This window comes from Salmonella sp. 3C, from assembly GCF_025426275.1.
Taxonomy (GTDB): Bacteria; Pseudomonadota; Gammaproteobacteria; order Enterobacterales; family Enterobacteriaceae; genus Salmonella; species Salmonella enterica.
In genome coordinates this window covers 681035-705336 of the sequence record NZ_CP104858.1, presented here as the reverse complement: position 1 = coordinate 705336, position 24302 = coordinate 681035, and the positions used below count along the sequence as shown (strand labels likewise).

Annotated in this window: 24 protein-coding genes; 14 read left to right on the top strand and 10 right to left on the bottom strand. The window is 55.3% G+C overall.

The window, feature by feature from the left end:
- Positions 1-10 precede the first annotated feature (10 nt).
- From hycE to hypF, 8 genes are all read left to right on the top strand, one after another.
- Positions 11-1720 carry a formate hydrogenlyase subunit HycE gene (hycE, locus tag N7E69_RS03290; RefSeq protein ID WP_001288155.1) on the top strand — a complete coding sequence of 570 codons (1710 nt, stop codon included), beginning with the start codon at positions 11-13 and terminating at the stop codon, positions 1718-1720.
- A gap of 9 nt (positions 1721-1729) precedes the next feature.
- Positions 1730-2272 carry a formate hydrogenlyase subunit HycF gene (gene hycF, locus N7E69_RS03285; RefSeq protein WP_000493767.1) on the top strand — a complete coding sequence of 181 codons (543 nt, stop codon included), beginning with the start codon at positions 1730-1732 and terminating at the stop codon, positions 2270-2272.
- Positions 2272-3039, top strand: a complete 768-nt coding sequence (gene hycG, locus N7E69_RS03280) for a formate hydrogenlyase subunit HycG (RefSeq protein ID WP_000067421.1) — start codon at positions 2272-2274, stop codon at positions 3037-3039. The genes hycF and hycG overlap by 1 nt, the downstream gene beginning before the upstream one ends.
- Entirely contained in the window at positions 3036-3446 is a 411-nt protein-coding gene (locus N7E69_RS03275) for a formate hydrogenlyase maturation HycH family protein (RefSeq protein ID WP_000003725.1), read from the top strand. The genes hycG and N7E69_RS03275 overlap by 4 nt, the downstream gene beginning before the upstream one ends.
- On the top strand, positions 3439-3909 hold the full coding sequence (gene hycI, locus N7E69_RS03270; protein ID WP_000132984.1) for a hydrogenase maturation peptidase HycI: 471 nt from the start codon (positions 3439-3441) through the stop codon (positions 3907-3909). The genes N7E69_RS03275 and hycI overlap by 8 nt, the downstream gene beginning before the upstream one ends.
- Positions 3910-3935: 26 nt before the next feature.
- Positions 3936-4745, top strand: a complete 810-nt coding sequence (locus tag N7E69_RS03265) for a hypothetical protein (protein ID WP_000902283.1) — start codon at positions 3936-3938, stop codon at positions 4743-4745.
- Between the two features lie 200 nt (positions 4746-4945).
- On the top strand, positions 4946-5491 hold the full coding sequence (gene hydN, locus N7E69_RS03260; protein WP_001078792.1) for an electron transport protein HydN: 546 nt from the start codon (positions 4946-4948) through the stop codon (positions 5489-5491).
- Between the two features lie 145 nt (positions 5492-5636).
- A complete protein-coding gene (gene hypF / locus N7E69_RS03255; protein ID WP_001752013.1) occupies positions 5637-7877 on the top strand; it encodes a carbamoyltransferase HypF in 2241 nt (746 codons plus the stop codon).
- 96 nt (positions 7878-7973) lie between these two features.
- Here the strand turns inward: hypF and norW are convergent, their stop codons facing one another.
- Positions 7974-9107 (bottom strand): NADH:flavorubredoxin reductase NorW, encoded by a 1134-nt coding sequence (gene norW, locus N7E69_RS03250; RefSeq protein WP_000086336.1) that lies wholly within the window; start codon positions 9105-9107, stop codon positions 7974-7976.
- Positions 9104-10543, bottom strand: coding sequence for an anaerobic nitric oxide reductase flavorubredoxin (gene norV, locus N7E69_RS03245; RefSeq protein WP_000026002.1), 1440 nt, complete (start codon positions 10541-10543; stop codon positions 9104-9106). Before norV ends, norW begins: the two co-directional genes overlap by 4 nt.
- 185 nt (positions 10544-10728) lie before the next feature.
- Here norV and norR point away from each other — a divergent pair, with 185 nt between their 5' ends.
- The gene (gene norR / locus N7E69_RS03240) at positions 10729-12249 is read left to right on the top strand and encodes a nitric oxide reductase transcriptional regulator NorR (protein WP_000010818.1); all 1521 of its coding nucleotides are present in this window, start codon (positions 10729-10731) and stop codon (positions 12247-12249) included.
- On the opposite strand, the gene gutQ is transcribed toward norR, so the two are convergent.
- The 7 genes from gutQ to srlA all read right to left on the bottom strand — a co-directional run bounded on the left by gutQ (position 12246) and on the right by srlA (position 17307).
- Positions 12246-13211, bottom strand: coding sequence for an arabinose-5-phosphate isomerase GutQ (gene gutQ / locus N7E69_RS03235; protein WP_001278208.1), 966 nt, complete (start codon positions 13209-13211; stop codon positions 12246-12248). The two genes, norR and gutQ, sit on opposite strands and share 4 nt — an antisense overlap.
- Entirely contained in the window at positions 13204-13977 is a 774-nt protein-coding gene (srlR, locus tag N7E69_RS03230) for a glucitol operon DNA-binding transcriptional repressor SrlR (protein ID WP_000804536.1), read from the bottom strand. The genes gutQ and srlR overlap by 8 nt, the downstream gene beginning before the upstream one ends.
- Before the next feature lie 197 nt (positions 13978-14174).
- Positions 14175-14534, bottom strand: a complete 360-nt coding sequence (gutM, locus tag N7E69_RS03225) for a transcriptional regulator GutM (RefSeq protein ID WP_000255198.1) — start codon at positions 14532-14534, stop codon at positions 14175-14177.
- Between the two features lie 76 nt (positions 14535-14610).
- Positions 14611-15390 (bottom strand): sorbitol-6-phosphate dehydrogenase, encoded by a 780-nt coding sequence (srlD, locus tag N7E69_RS03220; RefSeq protein WP_001077370.1) that lies wholly within the window; start codon positions 15388-15390, stop codon positions 14611-14613.
- Positions 15391-15401: 11 nt separating this feature from the next.
- Positions 15402-15764 carry a PTS glucitol/sorbitol transporter subunit IIA gene (gene srlB, locus N7E69_RS03215; protein WP_000111553.1) on the bottom strand — a complete coding sequence of 121 codons (363 nt, stop codon included), beginning with the start codon at positions 15762-15764 and terminating at the stop codon, positions 15402-15404.
- 11 nt (positions 15765-15775) lie between these two features.
- Positions 15776-16747 (bottom strand): PTS glucitol/sorbitol transporter subunit IIB, encoded by a 972-nt coding sequence (locus N7E69_RS03210; RefSeq protein WP_000199039.1) that lies wholly within the window; start codon positions 16745-16747, stop codon positions 15776-15778.
- The gene (gene srlA, locus N7E69_RS03205) at positions 16744-17307 is read right to left on the bottom strand and encodes a PTS glucitol/sorbitol transporter subunit IIC (protein ID WP_000573335.1); all 564 of its coding nucleotides are present in this window, start codon (positions 17305-17307) and stop codon (positions 16744-16746) included. Before srlA ends, N7E69_RS03210 begins: the two co-directional genes overlap by 4 nt.
- A 253-nt stretch (positions 17308-17560) precedes the next feature.
- On the opposite strand from srlA, the gene mltB reads away from it, so the two are divergent.
- A complete protein-coding gene (gene mltB / locus N7E69_RS03200) occupies positions 17561-18640 on the top strand; it encodes a lytic murein transglycosylase B (protein ID WP_000476813.1) in 1080 nt (359 codons plus the stop codon).
- A 37-nt stretch (positions 18641-18677) separates the two neighbouring features.
- On the opposite strand, the gene N7E69_RS03195 is transcribed toward mltB, so the two are convergent.
- On the bottom strand, positions 18678-18923 hold the full coding sequence (locus N7E69_RS03195; RefSeq protein ID WP_001519391.1) for a hypothetical protein: 246 nt from the start codon (positions 18921-18923) through the stop codon (positions 18678-18680).
- A 195-nt stretch (positions 18924-19118) separates the two neighbouring features.
- Between N7E69_RS03195 and pncC the strand changes: the two genes are divergently transcribed.
- The 4 genes from pncC to alaS all read left to right on the top strand — a co-directional run bounded on the left by pncC (position 19119) and on the right by alaS (position 24245).
- A complete protein-coding gene (gene pncC / locus N7E69_RS03190) occupies positions 19119-19616 on the top strand; it encodes a nicotinamide-nucleotide amidase (protein WP_000132239.1) in 498 nt (165 codons plus the stop codon).
- Between the two features lie 84 nt (positions 19617-19700).
- Positions 19701-20762, top strand: coding sequence for a recombinase RecA (gene recA / locus N7E69_RS03185; RefSeq protein ID WP_000963150.1), 1062 nt, complete (start codon positions 19701-19703; stop codon positions 20760-20762).
- A 116-nt stretch (positions 20763-20878) separates the two neighbouring features.
- Positions 20879-21379 (top strand): recombination regulator RecX, encoded by a 501-nt coding sequence (gene recX, locus N7E69_RS03180; protein ID WP_001294863.1) that lies wholly within the window; start codon positions 20879-20881, stop codon positions 21377-21379.
- 235 nt (positions 21380-21614) lie between these two features.
- Positions 21615-24245 (top strand): alanine--tRNA ligase, encoded by a 2631-nt coding sequence (alaS, locus tag N7E69_RS03175; protein ID WP_000047242.1) that lies wholly within the window; start codon positions 21615-21617, stop codon positions 24243-24245.
- Positions 24246-24302 lie beyond the last annotated feature (57 nt).

The window sequence follows — 24302 nt, the reverse complement described above, 5'->3', positions numbered from 1 at the left end:
GAGTTTGAGCATGTCTGAAGAAAAATTAGGTCAACAATACCTTGCGGCGCTGCACCAGGCGTTTCCGGGCGTCGTGCTGGACGAGGCCTGGCAGACCAAAGATCAGCTGACTATTACGGTGAAAGTAAACTATCTGCCGGAAGTGGTGGAGTTTCTTTACTACCAGCAGGGTGGGTGGTTGTCGGTGCTGTTCGGTAATGACGAACGCCAGTTGTGCGGCCACTATGCCGTTTATTACGTGCTGTCGATGGAGCAGGGCACGAAGTGCTGGATTACCGTTCGCGTTGAAGTAGATGCCAATAAGCTGGAATTCCCATCCGTTACGCCGCGCGTGCCGGCTGCCGTGTGGGGTGAGCGCGAAGTACGCGACATGTACGGTTTAATCCCGGTCGGTCTGCCGGACGAGCGCCGTCTGGTGCTGCCGGACGACTGGCCGGATGAACTCTATCCGCTGCGTAAAGACAGCATGGATTATCGTCAGCGCCCGGCGCCGACCACCGATGCGGAAACCTACGAGTTCATTAACGAGCTGGGTGACAAGAAAAATAACGTGGTGCCGATTGGCCCGCTGCATGTCACCTCCGATGAACCGGGCCACTTCCGTCTGTTCGTCGATGGCGAAAACATTATCGACGCCGACTACCGCCTGTTCTACGTCCACCGTGGTATGGAAAAACTGGCGGAAACCCGCATGGGTTATAACGAAGTCACCTTCCTGTCGGATCGCGTGTGTGGTATCTGCGGCTTCGCGCACAGCACTGCCTACACCACTTCCGTGGAAAACGCGATGGGCATTCAGGTGCCGGAGCGTGCGCAGATGATCCGCGCCATTCTGCTGGAAGTGGAGCGTCTGCACTCGCACCTGCTGAACCTAGGCCTCGCCTGCCACTTTACCGGTTTTGACTCCGGCTTTATGCAGTTCTTCCGCGTGCGTGAAACCTCCATGAAAATGGCAGAGATCCTTACCGGCGCGCGCAAAACTTACGGACTGAACCTGATCGGCGGGATTCGCCGCGATCTGCTCAAAGAGGACATGATCCAGACCCGTCAACTGGCGCAGCAGATGCGTCGTGACGTGCAGGAGCTGGTGGACATGCTGCTGAGCACGCCGAATATGGAACAGCGTACCGTGGGTATCGGCCGTCTGGACCCGGAAATTGCCCGTGACTTCAGTAATGTCGGCCCGATGGTGCGCGCCAGCGGTCACGCCCGCGACACCCGCGCCGACCACCCGTTTGTCGGCTACGGTCTGCTGCCGATGGAAGTACATAGCGAGCAGGGGTGCGACGTGATTTCTCGTCTGAAAGTCCGTATCAACGAAGTTTACACCTCGCTGAATATGATCGATTTCGGTCTGGATAATCTACCGGGCGGCCCGCTGATGGTGGAAGGCTTTACCTATATTCCGCACCGTTTTGCGCTCGGCTTCGCTGAAGCGCCGCGTGGTGACGATATCCACTGGAGCATGACCGGCGACAACCAGAAGCTGTACCGCTGGCGCTGCCGTGCGGCGACCTACGCCAACTGGCCGACGCTGCGCTATATGCTGCGCGGCAACACCGTCTCCGATGCGCCGCTGATTATCGGCAGCCTCGACCCGTGCTACTCCTGTACCGACCGGATGACCGTGGTCGATGTGCGTAAGAAGAAGAGCAAAGTCGTGCCGTACAAAGAACTTGAGCGCTACAGCATTGAGCGTAAAAACTCGCCGCTGAAATAAGGAATCGCCATGTTTACCTTTATCAAAAAAGTTATCAAAACCGGCACGGCGACCTCGTCTTATCCGCTGGAGCCGATTGCGGTTGATAAAAACTTCCGCGGCAAGCCGGAACATAATCCGCAGCAGTGCATCGGCTGCGCCGCCTGCGTTAATGCCTGCCCGTCGAACGCGCTGACGGTGGAAACCGATCTTGCGACCAATGAGCTGGCGTGGCAGTTCAATCTTGGCCGCTGCATTTTCTGCGGTCGCTGCGAAGAGGTGTGCCCGACGGCGGCGATCAAACTGTCGCAAGAGTACGAACTGGCAGTGTGGAAGAAAGAAGATTTCCTGCAACAGTCCCGCTTCGCGCTGTGCAACTGTCGCGTGTGTAATCGTCCTTTCGCGGTACAGAAAGAGATCGACTACGCCATTGCGCTGCTTGCGCACAACGGCGACAGCCGCGCGGAAAACCACCGCGAAAGCTTTGAGACCTGCCCGGACTGTAAGCGTCAGAAATGCCTGGTGCCGTCCGACCGTATTGAACTGACTCGCCATATGAAAGAGGTCAGCTAATGAGCAATTTATTAGGCCCGCGTGACGCCAACGGCATTCCGGTACCGATGACGGTGGATGAATCCATCGCCAGCATGAAGGCGTCTTTACTGAAAAATATTAAGCGTTCGGCATACGTTTACCGCGTGGACTGCGGCGGCTGTAACGGCTGTGAAATCGAAATCTTTGCGACGCTTTCGCCGTTGTTTGATGCCGAGCGTTTCGGCATCAAAGTAGTACCGTCGCCGCGTCATGCCGATATTCTGCTGTTTACCGGCGCGGTGACCCGCGCCATGCGCTCTCCGGCGCTGCGCGCCTGGCAGTCGGCACCGGACCCGAAAATCTGTATCTCTTATGGGGCCTGCGGCAACAGCGGCGGCATCTTCCATGATCTGTACTGCGTCTGGGGCGGTACCGACAAAATCGTCCCGGTGGATGTGTATATTCCAGGCTGCCCGCCAACGCCTGCGGCGACGCTGTATGGCTTTGCGATGGCGCTTGGCCTGCTGGAGCAGAAAATCCACGCCCGCGCGCCGGGTGAGCTGGACGATCAGCCCGCAGAGATCCTGCATCCGGATATGGTGCAGTCGCTGCGCGTGAAGGTGGATCGCGCGGCGCGCCGGCTGGCGGGTTATCGCTATGGTCGTCAGATCGCCGATGATTACCTGACACAGTTGGGGCAGGGCGAGCAGCAAGTGGCGCGTTGGCTGGAAGCGGAAAACGATCCGCGTTTAACCGAAATTGTCACCCATCTCAATCATGTTGTTGAAGAGGCGCGTATCCGATGAGCGAACAGGTGGTGTTCAGTCAACTGAGCCGTAAGTTTATTGATGAGAACGATGCGACGCCCGCCGAGGCGCAGCAGGTTGTCTATTACAGCCTGGCGATTGGTCACCACCTGGGGGTTATCGATTGCCTGGAGGCCGCGCTCACCTGCCCATGGGATGAGTATCTGGCGTGGATCGCCACCCTGGAAGCCGGTAGCGATGCCCGGCGTAAAATGGAAGGCGTGCCGAAGTATGGCGAGATCGTCATCGATTTCAACCATGTGCAAATGCTGGCGCGCGCGTTTGATGAGGCGCGCGCCGCGCAGACCCCGCAGCAGCAAGAATGGAGCAAACTGATGCTCAGTATGCTGCATGACATTCATCAGGAAAGCGCCATCTACCTGATGGTGAGGAGGCTTCGTGACTGACGTTTTACTTTGTGTCGGCAACAGCATGATGGGCGACGACGGCGCAGGCCCATTACTGGCGGAAATGTGCGCGGCGCAGCCGAAGGGGAATTGGGTGGTGATTGATGGCGGCAGCGCGCCGGAAAACGACATTGTGGCGATTCGCGAACTGCGCCCGCAGCGTCTGTTGATTGTCGACGCCACCGACATGGGACTTAATCCGGGCGAGATCCGCATTATCGATCCGGATGATATCGCCGAAATGTTTATGATGACCACCCACAATATGCCGCTCAACTACCTTATCGATCAGCTGAAAGAGGATGTCGGCGAGGTGATTTTTGTTGGTATCCAGCCGGATATCGTCGGGTTTTATTATCCGATGACTCAACCGATTAAGGACGCGGTAAACATCGTCTATCAGCGCCTGGAAGGCTGGCAGGGAAACGGCGGATTTGCCGCGCTGGAAGCGCCGGAGGCGTAAAATGCGCACATATTTAGGGAGAATTTGTGTTACACGGCAAAGGTTGTAAGAAGGACGTGAAGATTATCGTATGGAGCGGACTGCTATTTCTCTGCCTCGCCGCACGCGCACTGGCCACCGGTGTTGTCGGTTACCTGCCGATGAGCGACGGTGAATATGTGCAAAAGCGTGCGCTAAAGCCTCTGTTGACCCTGCCTTATTCTGTATCGCCCGACCAGACATGGCATTTTCGCCAGGTCGGAGTCAGTGGCGTGACGCTACTGCCGGAGCCGAAAAAAGATAACGAATGGCGGATTAGCGGAAAAGACAGAGCCGGTAATTCGTGGGTTGTCCCGGTGGGAAGGCTGATTAATTTGGCGGGTAATGCGCAATTTTATCGCGCTGACCTCGATCGTAACGGCATTCAGGATCTGGTTATCTGGTTGGGCAATCCTGGGTTGGGCCTGGCGCCGAGCGCGCAATACATCATTTTCACCTTTCTCAATAATGGCCGCCCCTGCGTCTTTGAACCGTGGGGGTTTTATACCGCCACCGATACTGGCGTCGATGATTTGCTTGATTTACAGGGCAATGGGCGCACGCAACTGTTGGATATGCAGTTTGACTCAGGCTACTGGATAACCAATTTATATCAGGTGAAGGACGCCCGCTGGCAGCGCGTACACGGCTGGTTTGGCCGGTTGAGTTATCCGGCGCTGACCCGTTTTAATCACTATCCTGGCCGTAAATTAATTATCAAACCTATTGCCGGAAGGAATCCGCAAACGGACGATCTTTCCCTTACGCAGCGCTGTTTAATACGCGGTAACGTATTGCCAGGCGTTAATCAGGATTGATGCCAGTTTCGGTGCAGAATCGGATGGCTATCACTGTAAATCTTGACCACCACTGGCGACATTACGTGTCATCGACACTTGTGACGATGACACGTAAATGCTCACGAAAATAGAAATAATATTCTTAAATAACAATGAAATAAAAATTGGCACGATTCGTGTGTATATCGGCACATCATCTGTTATTGCTGGAGAATTTGATGAACCGTTTCATCATTGCAGACGCGAGTAAGTGCATTGGTTGCCGTACCTGTGAAGTGGCTTGCGTCGTATCCCATCAGGAAAATCAGGATTGCGCATCGCTGACCCCTGAAACCTTTTTACCTCGTATCCATGTCATCAAAGGCGTGAATGTTTCCACGGCAACGCTGTGTCGCCAGTGTGAAGACGCGCCGTGCGCCAACGTTTGCCCGAATGGCGCCATCAGCCGTGACAAAGGTTTTGTTCATGTGATGCAGGAACGTTGCATTGGCTGTAAAACTTGCGTAGTGGCATGTCCTTACGGCGCCATGGAAGTGGTGGTACGTCCGGTGGTTCGCAATAGCGGCGCGGGGCTGAACGTGCGTGCCGAAAAAGCCGAAGCCAACAAGTGCGATCTGTGTCACCACCGTGAATCCGGTCCGGCCTGTATGGCCGCTTGCCCAACGCACGCCCTCATCTGCGTTGACCGCAATAAGCTCGAACAGCTGAGCGCGGAAAAACGCCGTCGTGCGGCGCTGGATTCAACGGCATCGCTGCTTTTCTGATTTCTGCGATTGCGCGTAGAATACGCCACAAAGCATTGCCGGATGGCGGCATCAATGCCTTATCCGGTCTACGGTCCGTGCGGTTGTAGGCCTGATAAGCGTCGCACCATCAGGCATCCGGGTTCGATGATGGCGGGAAAATAAGATGGCGATAGACACACCTTCCGGCGTACAGCTACGCATTCGGGGCAAAGTACAGGGCGTCGGTTTTCGTCCTTTTGTCTGGCAGCTGGCGCAGCAGTTGCAATTACACGGCGACGTGTGTAATGACGGCGACGGCGTCGTCGTTCGGCTGCTGGAAGATCCGTCGCAATTTATTGCCGCGCTCTATCAGGATTGCCCGCCGCTGGCGCGCATTGACAGCGTTGAACACGCGTCGTTGGTATGGGAGCGCGCACCGAGGGATTTCACCATTCGTCAGAGCGCAGGCGGTTCGATGAACACGCAAATCGTGCCGGATGCGGCGACCTGCCCGGCATGTCTTGCCGAGATGAATACCCCAGGCGAGCGGCGCTACCGTTATCCTTTCATCAATTGCACCCACTGCGGACCACGCTTCACCATTATTCGCGCTATGCCCTATGACCGGCCATTTACGGTGATGGCGGCGTTTCCCTTGTGTCCGGAATGCGACAGCGAATACCGGGATCCGTACGATCGCCGTTTTCATGCCCAGCCCGTTGCCTGTCCGTCATGCGGGCCGCATCTTGAGTGGCGGAGCCAACATGAACGAGCGGAAAAAGAGGCGGCTTTGCAGGCGGCGGTCGCCCAACTGAACGCCGGAGGCATTATTGCCGTTAAAGGGCTGGGTGGTTTTCATCTGGCCTGCGACGCGCGCAACGATAACGCAGTGGCGATGCTGCGGGCGCGTAAACATCGTCCGGCGAAACCATTGGCGGTGATGTTGCCCACGGCGCAAACGCTGCCGACCGCGGCGCGTTCGCTGCTGACCACGCCAGCGGCCCCGATTGTGCTGGTGGATAAGCAGTATATACCTTCGCTGAGTGAGGGCATCGCGCCAGGACTTACGGAGGTGGGTGTGATGCTGCCAGCCAACCCATTGCAACACCTCTTGTTGCAGGAGCTCAATTACCCGCTGGTGATGACATCCGGCAACCTGAGCGGCAGACCGCCCGCCATCACCAACGAACAGGCGCTGGACGATTTACACGATATTGCCGATGGTTTTCTGTTGCACAATCGCGACATTGTACAGCGCATGGACGACTCTGTCGTGCGCGACAGCGGCGAAATGCTGCGTCGTTCGCGGGGATACGTGCCGGACGCGATTGCGTTGCCGCCCGGATTTCGCGATGTGCCGCCGATACTTTGTCTGGGCGCGGATCTGAAAAACACGTTCTGTCTGGTACGCGGCGAACAGGCGGTTGTCAGCCAGCATTTAGGCGATCTCAGCGATGACGGTATCCAGGCGCAGTGGCGCGAGGCATTGCGTCTGATCCAGTCAATCTACGATTTTACCCCAGAGCGTATCGTCTGTGATGCGCATCCGGGCTATGTTTCCAGTCAGTGGGCCAGTGAGATGCGTCTGCCGACAGAGACGGTGTTACACCATCATGCCCATGCGGCGGCTTGCCTGGCCGAGCATGGTTGGCCGCTGGACGGCGGAGAGGTGATTGCCCTGACGGTAGACGGTATCGGCATGGGTGAGAATGGCGCGCTATGGGGCGGAGAATGTTTGCGGGTCAATTATCGCGAATGCGAACATTTAGGCGGTTTACCCGCCGTGGCGCTGCCGGGAGGCGATCTGGCTGCCAAACATCCGTGGCGTAATCTGTTGGCGCAGTGCCTGCGCTTTGTGCCGGACTGGCAGGATTATCCGGAGACAGCGGGGCTGCAACAGCAAAACTGGAATGTCCTGGCGCGCGCCATTGAGCGCGGCGTCAATGCCCCATTGGCGTCTTCCTGCGGGCGGTTGTTTGACGCGGTGGCTGCCGCGCTTCGCTGCGCGCCAGCATCGCTTAGCTATGAGGGCGAGGCCGCCTGCGCGCTGGAGGCGCTGGCCTCTCAATGCGCTAACGTTGAGCATCCGGTAACGATGCCGCTTAACGGCGCTCAACTGGACGTCGCTGTTTTCTGGCGGCAATGGTTGAACTGGCAGGCCACGCCCGCGCAACGCGCCTGGGCTTTTCATGATGCGCTGGCGTGCGGGTTTGCCACGCTAATGCGCCAGCAGGCTACGGCGCGGGGGATAACCACTCTGGTCTTCAGCGGCGGGGTGATACACAACCGCTTACTTCGCGCGCGTCTTGCCTTTTATCTTTATGATTTTAAATTGTTATTTCCGCAGCGGTTACCAGCGGGCGACGGCGGGCTGTCGTTTGGACAGGGCGTGATTGCCGCAGCGCGAGCGTTAAGTGAAGTGTAGGGCGCCGGATGGCGACTGCGCCTTATCCGGTCTGTAAACAGATGCTCACTCGTAGGCCGGATAAGACGCGAAGCGGCGCCATCCGGCATCACAGGCTTATACCGACAACGTTTTTAGCAGTGCAAAGGCCTCTTTCATGCGGTCTTCACTCACCACAAAGGCGCGTAGTTGGCCTTCTCCGCTCATGCCTTTGGCAATCATACCGTCAGATTCTGCGGTAATATGCCAGCTCAAATCGCGGCGCTGAGTTTCTCCCGCCAGATGCAGCGGCAGTTCCGGCGTTTTGACTTTGACCAGCATCGCCGGTAGCTTCAGCGGCGCGTTGCCGCCAAGCAGATTTTTCGCCAGGTACATCGCGCTTAACTGGATTGGTTGCAGGAAGGGCAGCACCTGACCGTTGATCTCCGCGCAGTCGCCGATCGCATAAATATCCGGGTGACTGGTCTGTAGATAGCTATCCACGCAGACGCCGCGGTTGACGACTACCCCGGCGCGGCGCGCCAGAGCGGTTTCCGGGCGTAAGCCGGTGGCGGCAATCACCGCATCGACCTCAATACTATGCTGGCTTACCAGCGTAGCGCGGATACCGGCTTCGGTTTTCTCCAGTTTTTGCAACTGCGATTTCAGCAGCAGATGCACCCCCATATCGGTCAGGTGATGCTGTAAGCGACTGCTCACTTCCGGTGGCATCAGTGAGGCGAGAAGGCTGGCGGCGTTATCCATCAGCGTTACCGTTTTCCCGGCGCGGCAGAAATCCATCGCTAATTCACTGCCAATGAGACCGCCGCCGACAATCAGCACTCGCTGCGCGTCGCGCAGTTGTGTCTCACAGGCGCGGTACTCCTGCTGGCTATTCAAAGTAAGCATTAACTCACGTCCTGCAATCGGCGGCACAAAGGCTGTCGCTCCGGTCGCCAGTACCAGCTTGTCGTACTGCCACTGCTTATCCTGACTTTTCACCACATGGGCATCGGCATCAATGTCAGCAACCCAGGTATGCGGGAACAGTCGCAGATTAAACTGTTCAGCAAATTCCCCCGCTAACTGGCGGGTGAGATCATCGGCGCGCTGCGACTGGCTGATAACGTGGCTGAGATCGGGCTTGTTGTACTCATCCATGCTGTCCGCCGCAATCAGGGTTAACGGCACATGCGCATCTTGTTTACGAATATTTTTGACGAGCTGGCGGGCGGCGAAGCCCGACCCAATAATGATGATCCCCCGACTCATTTTGCCTCCGTCGCCAGTACGTCGAACACGTCTTTACCTAATGAACATTCCGGGCACAGGAAGTTATCCGGCACGTCGCTCCACGGCGTACCCGGCGCGACATCCTGCAACGGCTCGCCCAGCGCAGGGTCGTAAATCCACTGGCATACGCTGCATTGCATTTTGGGGCCGAGGTCTGCGGCGGCGCAGGTTGTGGTTTCTTCGACTGGCGCGGTTTTCTGTGTGGTTTCCGGCAGCGGAGCAAGCGCCCACTGACGCGCGATGTCGCGACCATGCTGACGGCACAACTCCAGCGCATCCAGATCCGGACGCCATTTCGCTTTCAGACTCAGGGACATTTCAAAACCGGCATCCTGTAAGCGCGTGGACAGTCGATCCACCGCGCCGCCGCTCCAGCCATGAGAACCGAAGGCGCTGGCGCGTTTGTTGCGAAAGCGCAGGCCGGTCATCTCTTCCACCAGACCAGCGATTTTCGGCATCATCACGTTGTTCATGGTAGAAGTGCCGACCAGCACGCCTTTCGAACGGAAGACATTGGTCAGTATTTCATTTTTATCGCTGCGGGCGACGTTAAAGATTTTGACCGCCACGTTCGGGTCCACTTCATTGATACCCTGCGCGATGGCATCCGCCATCATGCGAGTATTGTTCGACATGGTATCGTAGAAAATAGTGATACGATCTTCCTGATAATCTGCCGCCCATTTCAGATACAGTTCCACGATTTGCGTTGGGTTGTCGCGCCATACCACGCCGTGTGAGGTGGCAATCATATCCACCGGCAGGTTGAAGCCGAGGATTTCGGTAATTTTTGGCGTTACCAGACGGCTGAACGGCGTCAGGATATTGGCGTAGTAGCGCTGGCATTGTTCAAACAGTTCGGTTTGGTCCACTTCATCATTGAACAGGCGCTCGTCGCAGTAGTGCTGACCAAAGGCGTCGTTGCTGAATAACACCGCGTCGCCGGTCATATAGGTCATCATGCTGTCCAGCCAGTGCAGCATCGGCGTTTCCACGAAGATCAACTGCTTGCCGTTGCCGATATCCAGCGTATCGCCGGTTTTCACCACCTTAAAATTCCATTCCGGGTGATGGTGATGGCCGTTGATAGAGTCAATGGCGTTGGCGGTACAGTAGATAGGCGTGTCCGGGATCTGCGCCATCAGTTCGGTCAGCGCGCCTGCATGGTCTTCTTCGGCATGGTTAATGATGATGTAGTCGATATCCGCGAGGTCGATTTCACTGCGCAGATTTTGCACAAACTCACGGCTAAACTTATGATCGACGGTATCGATCAGCACATTCTTTTCTTCACGAATGAGATAGCTGTTATAGCTGCTGCCGCGCAGCGTTTTGTATTCAGTGCCGTGAAAATCACGTACTTCCCAGTCGCGTTGGCCAACCCAATGAATATTATTTTTAACCAGAATAGACATAACCACCTCAATTCATTCAACGTTTACAAAAAGTTGTTTTGCTTATTGCAGCTAGTGTGCCAACTTTTCATCTTATTGATTTGTATTGAGTTATATTTGTTTTGTATTTTTGATGTAGTCAAAAAGACTATAAGTGATGCTGTCAATATGACACTATAGGTTGTCAAAATGACAATGAGGTAACCATGAGTTTTTCCGTGGAGGTATTGGCGGGCATCGCCATTGAGTTACAACGCGGCATTGGGCATCAGGATCGTTTTCAGCGGCTGATTACTACGCTGCGTCAGGTGCTGGCGTGCGACGCCTCGGCGCTGCTGCGCTATGAATCACGACAATTTATTCCACTGGCGATTGATGGCCTGGCGCAGGACGTTCTCGGCAGACGTTTTACCCTGGAAGGGCATCCGCGCCTGGAAGCCATCGCCCGCGCGGGGGACGTGGTGCGTTTTCCGGCTGATAGCGATTTACCCGATCCGTATGACGGATTAATTCCCGGACAGGAAAGCCTGAAAGTCCACGCTTGTGTTGGTCTGCCGCTGTTTGCCGGGCAGAACCTCATCGGTGCGCTGACCCTTGATGCTATGACGCCGGAGCAGTTCGAGGTATTTAGCGATGAAGAGCTACGGCTTGTCGCCGCGCTGGCCGCCGGGGCATTGAGTAATGCGCTGTTAATTGAACAACTGGAAAGCCAGAACATGCTGCCGGGGTCGTCAGGCGTGTTTGAACCGATAAAAGAGACGCACATGATCGGCCTGTCGCCGGCGATGACGCAGTTGAAAAAAGAGATCGAGATTGTGGCGGGCTCCGATCTTAACGTGCTGATCGGCGGTGAAACGGGGACCGGTAAAGAGCTGGTGGCGAAAGCTATTCACCAGGGCTCCCCCAGAGCGGTTAATCCGCTGGTCTATCTCAACTGCGCCGCGCTGCCGGAAAGCGTGGCGGAGAGCGAGTTGTTTGGTCATGTAAAAGGGGCTTTTACCGGGGCTATCAGTAATCGTAGCGGTAAGTTTGAAATGGCCGACAACGGTACGCTGTTTCTGGATGAGATTGGCGAACTGTCGCTGGCGCTACAGGCCAAGCTACTTCGCGTGTTGCAGTATGGCGATATTCAGCGCGTCGGCGACGATCGTAGCCTGCGCGTGGATGTGCGGGTGTTGGCGGCGACCAACCGTGACCTGCGTGAAGAGGTGCTGACGGGGCGTTTTCGCGCCGATCTGTTCCATCGCCTGAGCGTTTTCCCGCTCTTTGTGCCGCCGCTGCGCGAGCGCGGCGATGATGTGGTGCTGCTGGCGGGCTATTTTTGCGAGCAGTGCCGACTGCGGCTGGGGCTGTCCCGCGTGGTGCTGAGTCCCGACGCGCGCCGCCATTTGCTCAACTATGGCTGGCCGGGCAACGTCCGGGAGCTGGAACATGCCATTCACCGTGCGGTTGTACTGGCGAGAGCGACCCGGGCAGGGGATGAGGTGATACTGGAGGCGCAGCATTTTGCTTTGCCAGAGGACGTTTTACCCGCGCCGCCTGCGGAAAGCTTTCTGGCGCTGCCGACTTGCCGCAATTTGCGCGAATCGACGGAGAACTTCCAGCGAGAGATGATTCGCCAGGCGCTGGCGCAAAATAATCATAACTGGGCGGCCAGCGCGCGGGCGCTGGAAACCGACGTCGCCAACCTGCATCGGCTGGCGAAGCGTCTGGGACTGAAGGATTAGATAATCCCCGCCTGGTAGAAATCCTGTAGGTTAATGGCGCCGGTGAGTTTGCCGTTTTCATCGACCACTGGCGCGGCGGTAATTTTGCGCTTCATCAGGAGCTCTTTGGCGTCAATGGCGCGGCTTTGCGCCTGGAGCGTAATACCGTTGGGCGTCATGGCTTCGCTTACCGGCGTGGTGAGCGCGCCGCCGCCCACCAGCCAGCGGCGCAGGTCGCCGTCGGTAAAGACGCCTTTCACAACATGTTGCTCATCGCAAACCGCCACCAGCCCCAGCCCGGTACGGCTAAGTTCCAGCATGGCATCCATCACGCTGGTGGCGAGCATCACCTGCGGTATTGCATCGCCCTGGCGCATCAGGTGATGCACATTATTGAGCAAACGCGCGCCCAGTGCGCCAGCCGGATGCGAACGGGCGAAATCTTCTTCGTTAAAACCGCGCGCCTGCATGACCGCCATCGCCAGCGCATCGCCCATCATCAGCGTATTGACGGTACTGGATGTCGGCGCCAGATGCATCGGACAGGCTTCACGCTCGACGGAAATATCCAGAACGGCTTTTGCCGCTCGCCCCAGCGGAGAGAGAGGTTTACCGGTCATCGCCAGCAGCGCGACGGATTTATCTTCCAGACGCGGGATGATGAGGTCGAGTTCTTTTGCGCCGCCGGAATAGGAGATAAATAACATCACATCGCGGCTTTCAATCATCCCCAGATCGCCATGCAGTGCTTCCGCCGGATGAACAAAAAAAGCGGGAGTACCGGTACTGGCAAGCGTCGCGGCGATTTTTTTACCAATATGACCTGATTTACCAATACCGGAAACGATCACTTTGCCTTCACAGTGAATAATGATATTGGCGGCGCGGACAAAATCATCGCCCAGACGCTCCGGCAGACGGCTGGCTTCTTGTAGCTCCAGCATTAAGGTCTGACGGCCCGCGTTTAGTAGTGCATCACTCATTGCTTTCTCCGGTTATGATTACTTCAATCCCTTTTGCTTCCAGCGCCTGACGAAATGCCGGATCGATACCCGCGTCCGTGATCAGTTTGTCGACGGTTTCCAGACTGCACACCACATTGGGGCTTTTACGACCAAATTTTGAGGAGTCCGCCATCAGAATCACCTCGCGTGCTGCATTGCACATTGCGTTACTGACGGTGTAAACCTCATTGAACGTGGTCACACCGACGTTCAGGTCAATACCGTCAGTTCCCATGAAAAGTTTATCAAAGCTGAATTGCTCAAAGGCGTTTTCCGCCAGTTGACCGTGAAACGACGCCGATTTTTTACGGAAGGTGCCGCCGGGCATCAGGATAGTTTGTTCGTTGTCCAGTTCCGATAGCGCGTTGACAATATGGAGGCTGTTGGTCATCACCGTGATGTTGCTAAAACGCGAAAGCAACGGCACCATCTGTAACACGGTACTTCCGGCGTCCAGAATAATGGAATCGCCATCATGGATATATTTCACAGCGGCTGCGGCTATCAGCGCTTTTTTGTGGGTGTTGATAAGCGTTTTGTGATCAATAGGCGGATCGGACTCTTCTTTATTCAACACCACGCCGCCATAGGTGCGGATGACGGTTCCGGCATTTTCCAGAATGACCAGATCCTTACGGATAGTGGTGCCTGTCGTGTCAAAGTACTGGGCCAGTTCTTCAACCGAGCATTTTCCCTGTTTTTGCAGGTGCTCCAGAATCGCGGCCTGACGCTGACGAGGTTTCATAGGCGTGATTACCCTGACTTATGTATTTACCCGTCATACTTCACGCTGCATGTGCGTTGGCTTTCCTCGCTCACCCCGGTCACGTACTGATGTACGCTCCTGGGATTCACTGCGTTGCCGCCTTCCTGCAACTCGAATTATTTAGGGTATTGGTTGCAAAATGATAATTTCGCAAGCTATACGCATTCACAACGAAATTACCCATGTTTCAGTTTAAGCGCCAATGATAGTGCATTCTGCGCGAGCGAATCATGGGGAAAGATCACATCAGGCTGTAATTCATGCAAATGTTTTCCTTGCATTGCGGCAATTTTAACCGGTCTGGCGAATACCGTAAGGCCTTTCATCAATAAAGTGTCCGTCACCCGCTGCTGTTCGTCCAGCGCCACGGCAACCACCACCCGGGGCTTAAAACGCCCGCCGGAGCGCCCGACGCCGACCCGCCCCTGTTGGCTAAGTTTATCGAAGGCCCGATTAAAGCGGGAAATCTGCCAGCCGCCCAGCGCCAGTTGCGCACACCAGGCGATAACGGCGACGGTAATCAGAGTGGAAACCATAATGTGCTCCTGTTGTTTTGCCGGATGGCGGCGTAACCGTCTTATCCGGCTTACGGCGCCATCCGGCAATTCACGGTCAGAACATCACTTGACCGCCGGTTACGTTGATCGACTGCCCGGTGCAATAAGACGCTTTCGGGCTGGCATAAAATAGCAGCATGTTCAGCACATCCTGATAATCACACCCGCGTTTGAGCGGTACTTTATCAATGTAATACTGTTCCACCTCGTCGGGCTTAATGCCCAGTTTAGTGGCGTATTGCGGCAGCAGTGACTGGAACATCGGCGATTTCAACAGGTTGCCGAGCATCAACGAGTGTACGGTAATGCCGTATTCCGCCAGATCCAGCGCCAGAGACTGGGTTAACCCCACGCCGCCGAATTTCGCCGCGCTGTAGCCGGAGTTGTGTTTACTGCCCACTTTGCCGGATTTAGAGTTAATCTGAATAATGCGCCCATGAATGCCGTCGCGGATCATCAGGCGGGAAAACTCACGGGCGCAGAGGAAATAGCCCACCAGATTCACCTGTAGCGAGCGGTCAAAATCGCCCAACTGGAAATCGCTGATAAACGCCGCTTTGGCGATACCCGCGCTGTAAACCAGCAGATCGACGCGCCCGAAAATCTCGTCTACGCCGCGGGAAAGCGCCAGCACGCTCTGCTCGCTGGTGGCGTCGGCGCCAAAACCGTACGCCATACCTTCGCCAAAATCGGCGTTAATTTCCTGGGCGACATTCGCGGCTTTATCGCTTTGAATATCAACGACCGCCACGCGGTATCCTTCTTCTGCAAGCCCACGGCAAAGGAATGCCCCCAGGGTCTGGCCTCCGCCAATGACAACGGCAACTTGATTCATGTTTTTTCTCCTTAAGCGACAAACGTCAAAATACAGCCCGGCGCGATATCGTCCGGTACAGGCCCCGCAACGTGTACGGTGCCGGGAAATTCTGCTTCGCGCAGACCATCGAAGCGCAAAGTGATATGCCCCAGTTCACGCAGGTTTTGCTCGGCTACGCTGCCGACCGCCGTGACCGGATAGCAATGTTGACCCAATTCACACCGCGCGCCAGGCTGCAGCGCGCCGGTCAGTTCGCCATGGCAATGGATGAAGCAAAATTCTTCGATATCCGCCGGCGCGCCTTCCCGAAACGTAATCAGCATCTGTTCGCCGAGCGCCTCCTTCGCGCTCTGGCCGATACGGGTGATGGTGGTTTGATAAATCACGCTCATGTCTGAACCTCTTATTGATAGATAAAGCCGGAAACAAACCAGGCGATAAGTACCGTGGGCGCGCCAGTCAGGAAGCGTCCGACCAGCACAGAAGGTACGCCGACGCGAACGGTGTCTTGTTTCGCTTCCGCCAGTGACAGGCCGACCGGGATAAAGTCGCAGGCCGCCTGCGCGTTAATCGCGAACAGGGCGGGAAGCGCCAGATGCGGGGGGATATTGCCCAGGCCTATCTGAACGCCGATCAGGACGCCAATGACCTGAGCGATAACCGCGCCAGGGCCGAGAAAGGGCGACAGCAGCGGGAAAGAGCAGATCAATGCCAGCGTCACCAGCCCCAGTGGATGGCTGGCTAATGGCGCCAGGCCGTGGGCGATCCAGTCGCCAAGACCTGAGGCCATAATGATGCCGATCAGCGCCGAAACGAACGCCATAAACGGCAGGATTGTTTTCAGGACCGTATCAATGGTGTCGCGACCGGACTGGAACAGTACCGCCACGGCGGAGCCCATTCCCATACCGACTTTTGCCAGCAGCCCGTCGCTCTGCTCGGTGATTTTTTTGCTGGTGTCGTAGTCACGTCCTAATGTCGTTTTGGCAGGCTGAGGACTGGCAGGCGTTTCGCCGACAAGAGTAATGTTTTCTTCTTTTACGCCGGAGACATAAATATCCTCAACAATATACTGCGCCAGTGGGCCGGACTTACCCGTCGAGTGAATATTAATGGTTGGAATCCGGCGTTTCGGATAGATACCGCAGCGCAGCGTACCGCCACAGTCGATAATGGCCGCGCCGATCTCCGCTTCCGGCGGTTCGCCTTCTTTAAAGCCGTCCACCGCTTGCCAGCCTGTTAGTTGCGCCAGTTTGTCGACGATCGCCGGGCGCGTACCGGCTGTGATATAGACGATCTTTTTGCCTGGCGTAACGTCCAGTTCAAGCGGGCCGCCCCAGCCGCCGGCGCCTTTCTCAATACGAACCCGTGTCATGATACCGCTCCTGTCAGATGAACTTTCTGCTCAAGTTGAATCCCCATTTTTTTCTCAAAAATAGCGGTGGTGAGATCGGTGACCCAACCGCGGAAGAAGTTCGTCACCAGACCTACCAGCAGATAGCTCACCGCGAGCGGGCCGAGAGGAAGCCCTAACGTGGTGAGTCCGCTGGCGATCCCCAGATAAACAAACAGTTCGCCGGGATTGATATGCGGAAACAGACCGTTCATGGAGTGACAGCTATAGGAGGCCGCCGCGTAATAGCTCGGCTTGTACTTCTCCGGCATAAAGCGTCCCAGACTCAGGGTCATCGGATTACAAAAAACAAACGTTCCGATAAACGGTAAAAGCAGGTAGCGGGATAGCGGATTTCCGGCGCAGCGTTGGGCAAAACGCTCAATACGCTGCTGGCCGATAAAATTGATGAGCGCATTCATGATAACCAGCAGGCTTATCAGTAGCGGAAGAATACCTGTCACCATACCGGTAAACACCTCTCCGCCTTTCTGGAATAACCCGATGAACCACTCCGCACCATGTGTAATGGTTTCGATCATTGTTCTCTCCTGTAGGGTTTTTAGTTTTCTTGCTAATTTCCTGTTCATTGTAATCATGTTGAAAGATTCAAAAGTGTTATTGTGATCGCAAAATAAAAGAAAAATATTTTAAGTTGAAAGATTGCGGGAGTGGGGGAGCGGATACAAACTGAAAAGAGGAGAAAGGTGATTTATTCTCTTGTGCCGCTTCCTTGTGTGGCGGGGGATGCTTTACCATACTTCTCCCTGGCTGAATTTGTTTAATGGATGTCTCATGTTCAAGCGTCGTTATGTAGCGTTACTTCCACTTTGCGTATTGCTTGCTGCCTGTAGCAGCACGCCAAAATCTTCCGAGACTCAAGCGACGACGGGCACGCCTTCCGGCGGCTTTCTGCTTGAGCCGCAGCATAACGTCATGCAAATGGGCGGCGACTTCGCCAACAACCCTAATGCGCAGCAGTTCATTGATAAAATGGTCAATAAACACGGTTTCGACCGTCAGCAGCTGCAGGAGATCCTCTCGCAGTCTAAAAGACTGGATTACGTCCTGCGTCTGATGGACAGACAAGCGCCGACCACTCAGCCGCCCGCCGGACCAAATGGCGCCTGGTTGCGCTACCGCAAACAATTTATTACGCCGGATAACGTGCAAAACGGCGTCGCGTTCTGGAATCAGTATGAAGACGCGCTGAACCGCGCCTGGCAGGTATACGGCGTACCGCCGGAAATCATCGTGGGGATTATCGGCGTGGAAACCTGCTGGGGACGTATCATGGGGAAAACGCGGATTCTGGACGCGCTGGCGACGCTGTCATTTAACTATCCGCGCCGGGCGGAATATTTCTCCGGCGAGCTGGAAACCTTCCTGCTCATGGCGCGCGATGAGCAAGACGATCCGCTCAATCTGAAAGGTTCCTTTGCGGGCGCGATGGGCTACGGCCAGTTTATGCCATCTTCCTATAAAGAATATGCGGTCGATTTCAATGGCGATGGGCACATTAACTTGTGGGATCCGGTAGATGCCATCGGCAGTGTGGCGAACTACTTCAAGGCGCATGGTTGGGTGAAAGGCGATACGGTTGCGGTGCCAGCGAATGGTCAGGCGCCGGGACTGGCGAATGGTTTCAAAACAAAATACAGCCTCTCTCAGCTTGCCGCCGCAGGCTTAACGCCGCAGCAATCGTTGGGCAATCATCAGGAAGCCAGCCTGCTTCGTTTGGATATCGGTACGGGCTACCAGTACTGGTACGGCCTGCCGAACTTCTACACTATTACCCGATATAACCACAGCACGCATTATGCGATGGCGGTTTGGCAACTGGGCCAGGCGGTAGCGCTGGCGCGGGTGCGCTAATTTACGCTTAGGGAGGGGAGCACCCCCTCCGCTATTATTATGGCTTTTTGGGCTGATTCTCTGCCTGCAAGTGGGATATCTTCTTTGATAGTGCCAGACTATATCCCAGACATCCCAGGCCTAAGATAATTTGACCGCCATCATACGGTTCAAAATAGCCTGACGACAATATATTCAGTACTCCCATTCCTAATGAACATACTCCACCCACAATTAACCACAGCCGTAGTTGACAGGTTTGTTTCAGTTTGTGCTGTGTGCTTTCCGTTTTTTTGAGTGACATCCTTGCTTTCTCTCCGTGCGTGTAAATTTAGCGACATGGTACTGCTATTTAGTCATGTGCTACCTCATTTCATTCTGCATAAATAACCTGCTGGCATTTTTTCGGAATCCGACTCGTAAAATCGACTGCTCGTCCCCATCTCTGGTGAGAAAGTGCTATCTTGTGCGGCAGGATTTCTAACTGACAGAGGTCATGATGACTGACAGTGAACTGATGCGGCTTAGCGAACAGGTCGGGCTGGCGTTAAAAGCGCGCGGGGCGACCGTAACGACAGCAGAGTCCTGTACCGGCGGCTGGCTGGCGAAAGCCATTACCGACATCGCCGGAAGCTCCGCCTGGTTTGAACGCGGCTTTGTCACCTATAGTAATGAAGCCAAAGCGCAGATGATTGGCGTGCGTGAAGAGACTCTGGCGCAGCATGGCGCGGTCAGCGAACCCGTAGTGGTCGAAATGGCGATCGGGGCGCTGAAGGCCGCTCGCGCCGATTTTGCTGTCGCTATTAGCGGAATTGCCGGGCCGGATGGCGGCAGTGAAGAAAAGCCGGTTGGTACGGTGTGGTTTGCTTTCGCCAGCGTCAGCGGAGAAGGGATTACGCGTCGGGAATGCTTCAGCGGCGACCGTGAATCGGTGCGTCGACAGGCGACGACGTACGCGCTACAAACCCTGTGGCAACAATTTCTACAAAACACTTGATACTGTATGAGCATACAGTATAATTGCTTCAACAGTACGAATTCACTATCCGGTTCAATACCAAGTTGCATGACAGGAGTAATAATGGCTATCGACGAAAACAAACAGAAAGCGTTGGCGGCAGCACTGGGCCAAATTGAAAAGCAATTTGGTAAAGGCTCCATCATGCGTCTGGGTGAAGACCGTTCTATGGATGTGGAAACTATCTCCACCGGTTCGCTTTCACTGGACATCGCACTCGGTGCGGGCGGTCTGCCGATGGGGCGTATCGTCGAAATTTACGGGCCGGAATCTTCCGGTAAAACGACCCTGACGCTGCAGGTGATTGCCGCTGCGCAGCGTGAAGGTAAAACCTGTGCGTTTATCGATGCGGAACACGCGCTTGACCCTGTTTACGCACGCAAGCTGGGCGTCGATATCGATAACCTGCTCTGCTCTCAGCCGGATACCGGCGAGCAGGCGCTGGAAATCTGTGACGCGCTGGCGCGTTCAGGCGCGGTGGACGTCATTGTGGTCGACTCCGTAGCGGCGCTAACGCCGAAAGCGGAAATCGAAGGTGAAATTGGCGACTCTCACATGGGCCTCGCGGCGCGTATGATGAGCCAGGCGATGCGTAAGCTGGCGGGGAACCTGAAACAGTCCAACACGCTGTTGATTTTCATCAACCAGATCCGTATGAAGATTGGCGTGATGTTCGGTAACCCGGAAACCACCACCGGCGGTAACGCGCTGAAATTCTACGCCTCTGTTCGTCTTGATATCCGTCGTATTGGCGCGGTGAAAGAGGGCGATAATGTCGTAGGTAGCGAAACGCGTGTGAAAGTGGTGAAAAACAAAATCGCCGCGCCGTTTAAGCAGGCCGAGTTCCAGATCCTCTACGGTGAAGGCATCAACTTCTATGGCGAACTGGTTGACCTGGGCGTGAAAGAGAAGCTGATCGAGAAAGCGGGCGCATGGTACAGCTACAACGGCGAGAAGATTGGCCAGGGTAAAGCGAACGCGACTACCTGGCTGAAAGAGAACCCGGCGACAGCGAAAGAGATCGAGAAAAGGGTTCGTGAATTACTGTTGAGTAATCAGAATGCCACGCCCGATTTCGCCGTTGACGATAGCGAAGGCGTTGCAGAAACCAACGAAGATTTTTAATCATCAGGTGATGGTGGGTCGGGCAAAACGAAACCGCCATTCAGCAAAACGTTAAATTACCATCAAGGGCTGCATTTATGCGGCCCTTTTGGCATTTCTCCCTGTTAAGGTTTTTTATGAGTGAACCCACATCGCGCCGTCCCGCTTATGCTCGTCTCCTTGATCGTGCGGTACGTATTCTTGCTGTCCGCGATCACAGCGAGCAGGAATTACGGCGTAAACTCTCCGCGCCGGTGATGGGCAAAAATGGGCCGGAAGAGATTGATGCGACGGCAGACGATTATGAACGCGTGATCGCCTGGTGCCACGAACATCACTATCTTGATGACGAGCGCTTCGTGATGCGCTTTATCGCCAGTCGTAGCCGCAAAGGCTATGGCCCGGCGCGTATTCGCCAGGAGTTGAATCAGAAAGGCATTTCCCGTGAATCGACTGAAAAAGCGATGCGAGAATGTGAAATTGACTGGAGTGAAATGGCACGTGAACAGGCCGTTCGCAAATATGGCGAGCCGCTCCCTTCAAACTTTTCAGAAAAGGTTAAGGTACAGCGCTTTTTGCTCTATCGCGGGTATCTGATGGACGATATCCAGCAAATATGGCGAAATTTTGCAGATTGAGCGCATACGGGATTTTACTTCCCGGTAAAGAAAACTTATCTTATTCCCACTTTTTCCGTCTGGACGCGGGTTGCTTAACGGCGAACAGCGTCTGCGACGAATATTCCTTAAATACACAAAATCATTCAAGCCGCATCAAAGCGGCAAGTGAGCCTCGGGAACGCGTGACCGGGAAACTCGCAGCTAACGCAGAGGCGGCCTGAAGGATGAAGTGTAGCTTGATTTCAGGATAATTATGAGCAAGAGCACCGCTGAGATCCGTCAGGCGTTTCTCGACTTTTTCCATAGTAAAGGGCATCAGGTAGTTGCCAGCAGTTCCCTGGTGCCTAACAATGACCCCACTCTGTTGTTTACCAATGCCGGGATGAACCAGTTCAAGGATGTTTTCCTTGGGCTCGATAAACGTAATTATTCCCGTGCAACCACTTCCCAGCGTTGCGTACGCGCGGGGGGGAAACACAACGATCTGGAAAACGTCGGATACACTGCACGTCACCATACTTTCTTCGAAATGCTGGGCAACTTCAGCTTCGGCGATTACTTCAAACACGACGCCATTCAGTTCGCATGGGAATTACTGACCGGTGAAAACTGGTTTGCTCTGCCAAAAGAGCGTTTATGGGTCACCGTCTATGAAACCGACGACGAAGCCTATGAGATCTGGGAAAAAGAAGTCGGCATCCCGCGCGAGCGTATTATCCGTATTGGCGACAATAAAGGCGCGCCATACGCATCGGATAACTTCTGGCAGATGGGCGATACCGGTCCCTGCGGTCCGTGCACCGAAATCTTCTACGATCATGGCGACCACATCTGGGGCGGCCCTCCGGGAAGCCCGGAAGAAGACGGCGATCGCTATATTGAGATCTGGAACATCGTCTTTATGCAGTTCAACCGTCAGGCTGAAGGGACGATGGAACCATTGCCGAAACCGTCTGTAGATACCGGTATGGGGCTGGAGCGTATTGCCGCGGTACTGCAGCACGTTAACTCTAACTATGACATCGACCTGTTCCGCACGTTGATTGAAGCGGTAGCGAAAGTCACCGGCGCTACCGATCTGGGTAATAAATCGCTGCGCGTTATCGCCGACCACATCCGTTCTTGCGCATTCCTGGTTGCCGATGGCGTGCTGCCGTCGAATGAAAACCGTGGTTATGTGCTGCGTCGCATTATTCGTCGCGCGGTTCGTCACGGCAACATGCTGGGCGCGAAAGAGACCTTCTTCTACAAGCTGGTTGGGCCGCTGATTGAGGTAATGGGCTCCGCAGGCGAAGAGTTGAAACGTCAGCAGGCGCAGGTCGAGCAGGTTCTGAAAACGGAAGAAGAGCAGTTCGCTCGTACGCTGGAGCGCGGTCTGGCGCTGCTGGATGAAGAACTGGCGAAATTGCAGGGCGACACCCTGGACGGCGAAACCGCTTTCCGTCTGTATGATACTTATGGTTTCCCGGTCGATCTAACGGCGGACGTCTGCCGTGAGCGCAACATCAAAGTCGACGAAGCCGGTTTTGAAGCCGCCATGGAAGAGCAACGCCGTCGCGCGCGCGAAGCTAGCGGTTTTGGCGCGGACTACAACGCGATGATCCGCGTTGATAGCGCTTCTGAATTTAAAGGTTATGACCATCTGGAACTGAACGGCAAAGTGACTGCGCTGTTTGTCGATGGTAAAGCGGTTGAAGCGATTAACGCGGGACAGGAAGCTGTTGTCGTGCTGGATCAGACCCCATTCTATGCGGAATCAGGCGGTCAGGTTGGCGATAAAGGCGAGCTGAAAGGCGCTGGATTTACTTTCGCTGTGGACGACACGCAAAAATATGGTCAGGCGATTGGTCACCTCGGCAAATTGTCTGCGGGCGCTCTGAAAGTGGGCGATGCGGTACAGGCTGACGTAGATGAAGCGCGCCGCGCACGTATCCGTCTGAACCACTCCGCCACGCACCTGATGCACGCGGCGTTGCGCCAGGTGCTTGGGACACACGTTGCGCAGAAAGGTTCGCTGGTTAGCGATAAAGTGCTGCGCTTCGACTTCTCGCACAATGAAGCGATGAAGCCGTCGGAGATTCGTGAGGTTGAAGATTTGGTGAATGCGCAAATTCGCCGCAACCTGCCGATTGAAACGAACATCATGGATCTCGACGCGGCGAAGGCGAAAGGGGCCATGGCGCTGTTTGGCGAGAAATACGACGAACGTGTACGCGTTCTGAGCATGGGCGATTTTTCTACCGAACTGTGCGGCGGTACTCACGCCAGTCGTACCGGTGATATCGGTCTATTCCGTATTATCTCTGAGTCCGGCACCGCAGCGGGCATTCGTCGTATTGAGGCGGTAACCGGTGAAGGCGCTATGGCCACCGTTCATGCGCAAAGCGATCGCTTAAACGATATTGCGCATCTGCTGAAGGGCGACAGCCAGAATCTGGGCGACAAAGTGCGTGCCGTGCTGGAACGTACACGTCAGCTGGAAAAAGAGTTGCAGCAGTTGAAGGACCAGGCCGCAGCGCAGGAGAGTGCAAATCTTTCCAGTAAAGCGGTCGATCTCAACGGCGTGAAGCTCCTGGTTAGCGAGCTTGCTGGTATTGAGCCGAAAATGCTGCGAACCATGGTTGATGATCTGAAAAATCAACTGGGGTCTACCGTTATCGTACTGGCAACGGTTGTTGAAGGTAAGGTTTCTCTGATTGCGGGCGTGTCGAAGGATGTGACCGACCGGGTTAAAGCAGGGGAATTGATTGGGATGGTCGCTCAGCAGGTGGGCGGTAAGGGTGGCGGTCGTCCGGACATGGCGCAAGCCGGTGGTACGGATGCGGCAGCTCTGCCTGCAGCGTTAGCCAGTGTACAAGGCTGGGTCAGCGCAAAATTGCAATAATTATAAGCGTTCGTTGGCGCCGCAGCTCGTGCTGCGGCGTTTACGTCAACGCTATCG

What these genes read in the sequence shown, in the direction of transcription:
- srlD (WP_001077370.1), bottom strand. Translation starts at nt 15,390, where the DNA reads ATGAATCAAGTTGCCGTTGTCATTGGCGGAGGCCAGACCCTGGGGGCA.
- mltB (WP_000476813.1), top strand. Translation starts at nt 17,561, where the DNA reads ATGTTCAAGCGTCGTTATGTAGCGTTACTTCCACTTTGCGTATTGCTT.
- alaS (WP_000047242.1), top strand. Translation starts at nt 21,615, where the DNA reads ATGAGCAAGAGCACCGCTGAGATCCGTCAGGCGTTTCTCGACTTTTTC.
- recA (WP_000963150.1), top strand. Translation starts at nt 19,701, where the DNA reads ATGGCTATCGACGAAAACAAACAGAAAGCGTTGGCGGCAGCACTGGGC.
- N7E69_RS03195 (WP_001519391.1), bottom strand. Translation starts at nt 18,923, where the DNA reads ATGTCACTCAAAAAAACGGAAAGCACACAGCACAAACTGAAACAAACC.
- gutQ (WP_001278208.1), bottom strand. Translation starts at nt 13,211, where the DNA reads ATGAGTGATGCACTACTAAACGCGGGCCGTCAGACCTTAATGCTGGAG.
- norV (WP_000026002.1), bottom strand. Translation starts at nt 10,543, where the DNA reads ATGTCTATTCTGGTTAAAAATAATATTCATTGGGTTGGCCAACGCGAC.
- hydN (WP_001078792.1), top strand. Translation starts at nt 4,946, where the DNA reads ATGAACCGTTTCATCATTGCAGACGCGAGTAAGTGCATTGGTTGCCGT.
- hycE (WP_001288155.1), top strand. Translation starts at nt 11, where the DNA reads ATGTCTGAAGAAAAATTAGGTCAACAATACCTTGCGGCGCTGCACCAG.
- norR (WP_000010818.1), top strand. Translation starts at nt 10,729, where the DNA reads ATGAGTTTTTCCGTGGAGGTATTGGCGGGCATCGCCATTGAGTTACAA.
- N7E69_RS03275 (WP_000003725.1), top strand. Translation starts at nt 3,036, where the DNA reads ATGAGCGAACAGGTGGTGTTCAGTCAACTGAGCCGTAAGTTTATTGAT.
- srlB (WP_000111553.1), bottom strand. Translation starts at nt 15,764, where the DNA reads ATGAGCGTGATTTATCAAACCACCATCACCCGTATCGGCCAGAGCGCG.
- N7E69_RS03210 (WP_000199039.1), bottom strand. Translation starts at nt 16,747, where the DNA reads ATGACACGGGTTCGTATTGAGAAAGGCGCCGGCGGCTGGGGCGGCCCG.
- gutM (WP_000255198.1), bottom strand. Translation starts at nt 14,534, where the DNA reads ATGGTTTCCACTCTGATTACCGTCGCCGTTATCGCCTGGTGTGCGCAA.
- hycF (WP_000493767.1), top strand. Translation starts at nt 1,730, where the DNA reads ATGTTTACCTTTATCAAAAAAGTTATCAAAACCGGCACGGCGACCTCG.
- recX (WP_001294863.1), top strand. Translation starts at nt 20,879, where the DNA reads ATGAGTGAACCCACATCGCGCCGTCCCGCTTATGCTCGTCTCCTTGAT.
- hycG (WP_000067421.1), top strand. Translation starts at nt 2,272, where the DNA reads ATGAGCAATTTATTAGGCCCGCGTGACGCCAACGGCATTCCGGTACCG.
- srlR (WP_000804536.1), bottom strand. Translation starts at nt 13,977, where the DNA reads ATGAAACCTCGTCAGCGTCAGGCCGCGATTCTGGAGCACCTGCAAAAA.
- norW (WP_000086336.1), bottom strand. Translation starts at nt 9,107, where the DNA reads ATGAGTCGGGGGATCATCATTATTGGGTCGGGCTTCGCCGCCCGCCAG.
- pncC (WP_000132239.1), top strand. Translation starts at nt 19,119, where the DNA reads ATGACTGACAGTGAACTGATGCGGCTTAGCGAACAGGTCGGGCTGGCG.
- srlA (WP_000573335.1), bottom strand. Translation starts at nt 17,307, where the DNA reads ATGATCGAAACCATTACACATGGTGCGGAGTGGTTCATCGGGTTATTC.
- hypF (WP_001752013.1), top strand. Translation starts at nt 5,637, where the DNA reads ATGGCGATAGACACACCTTCCGGCGTACAGCTACGCATTCGGGGCAAA.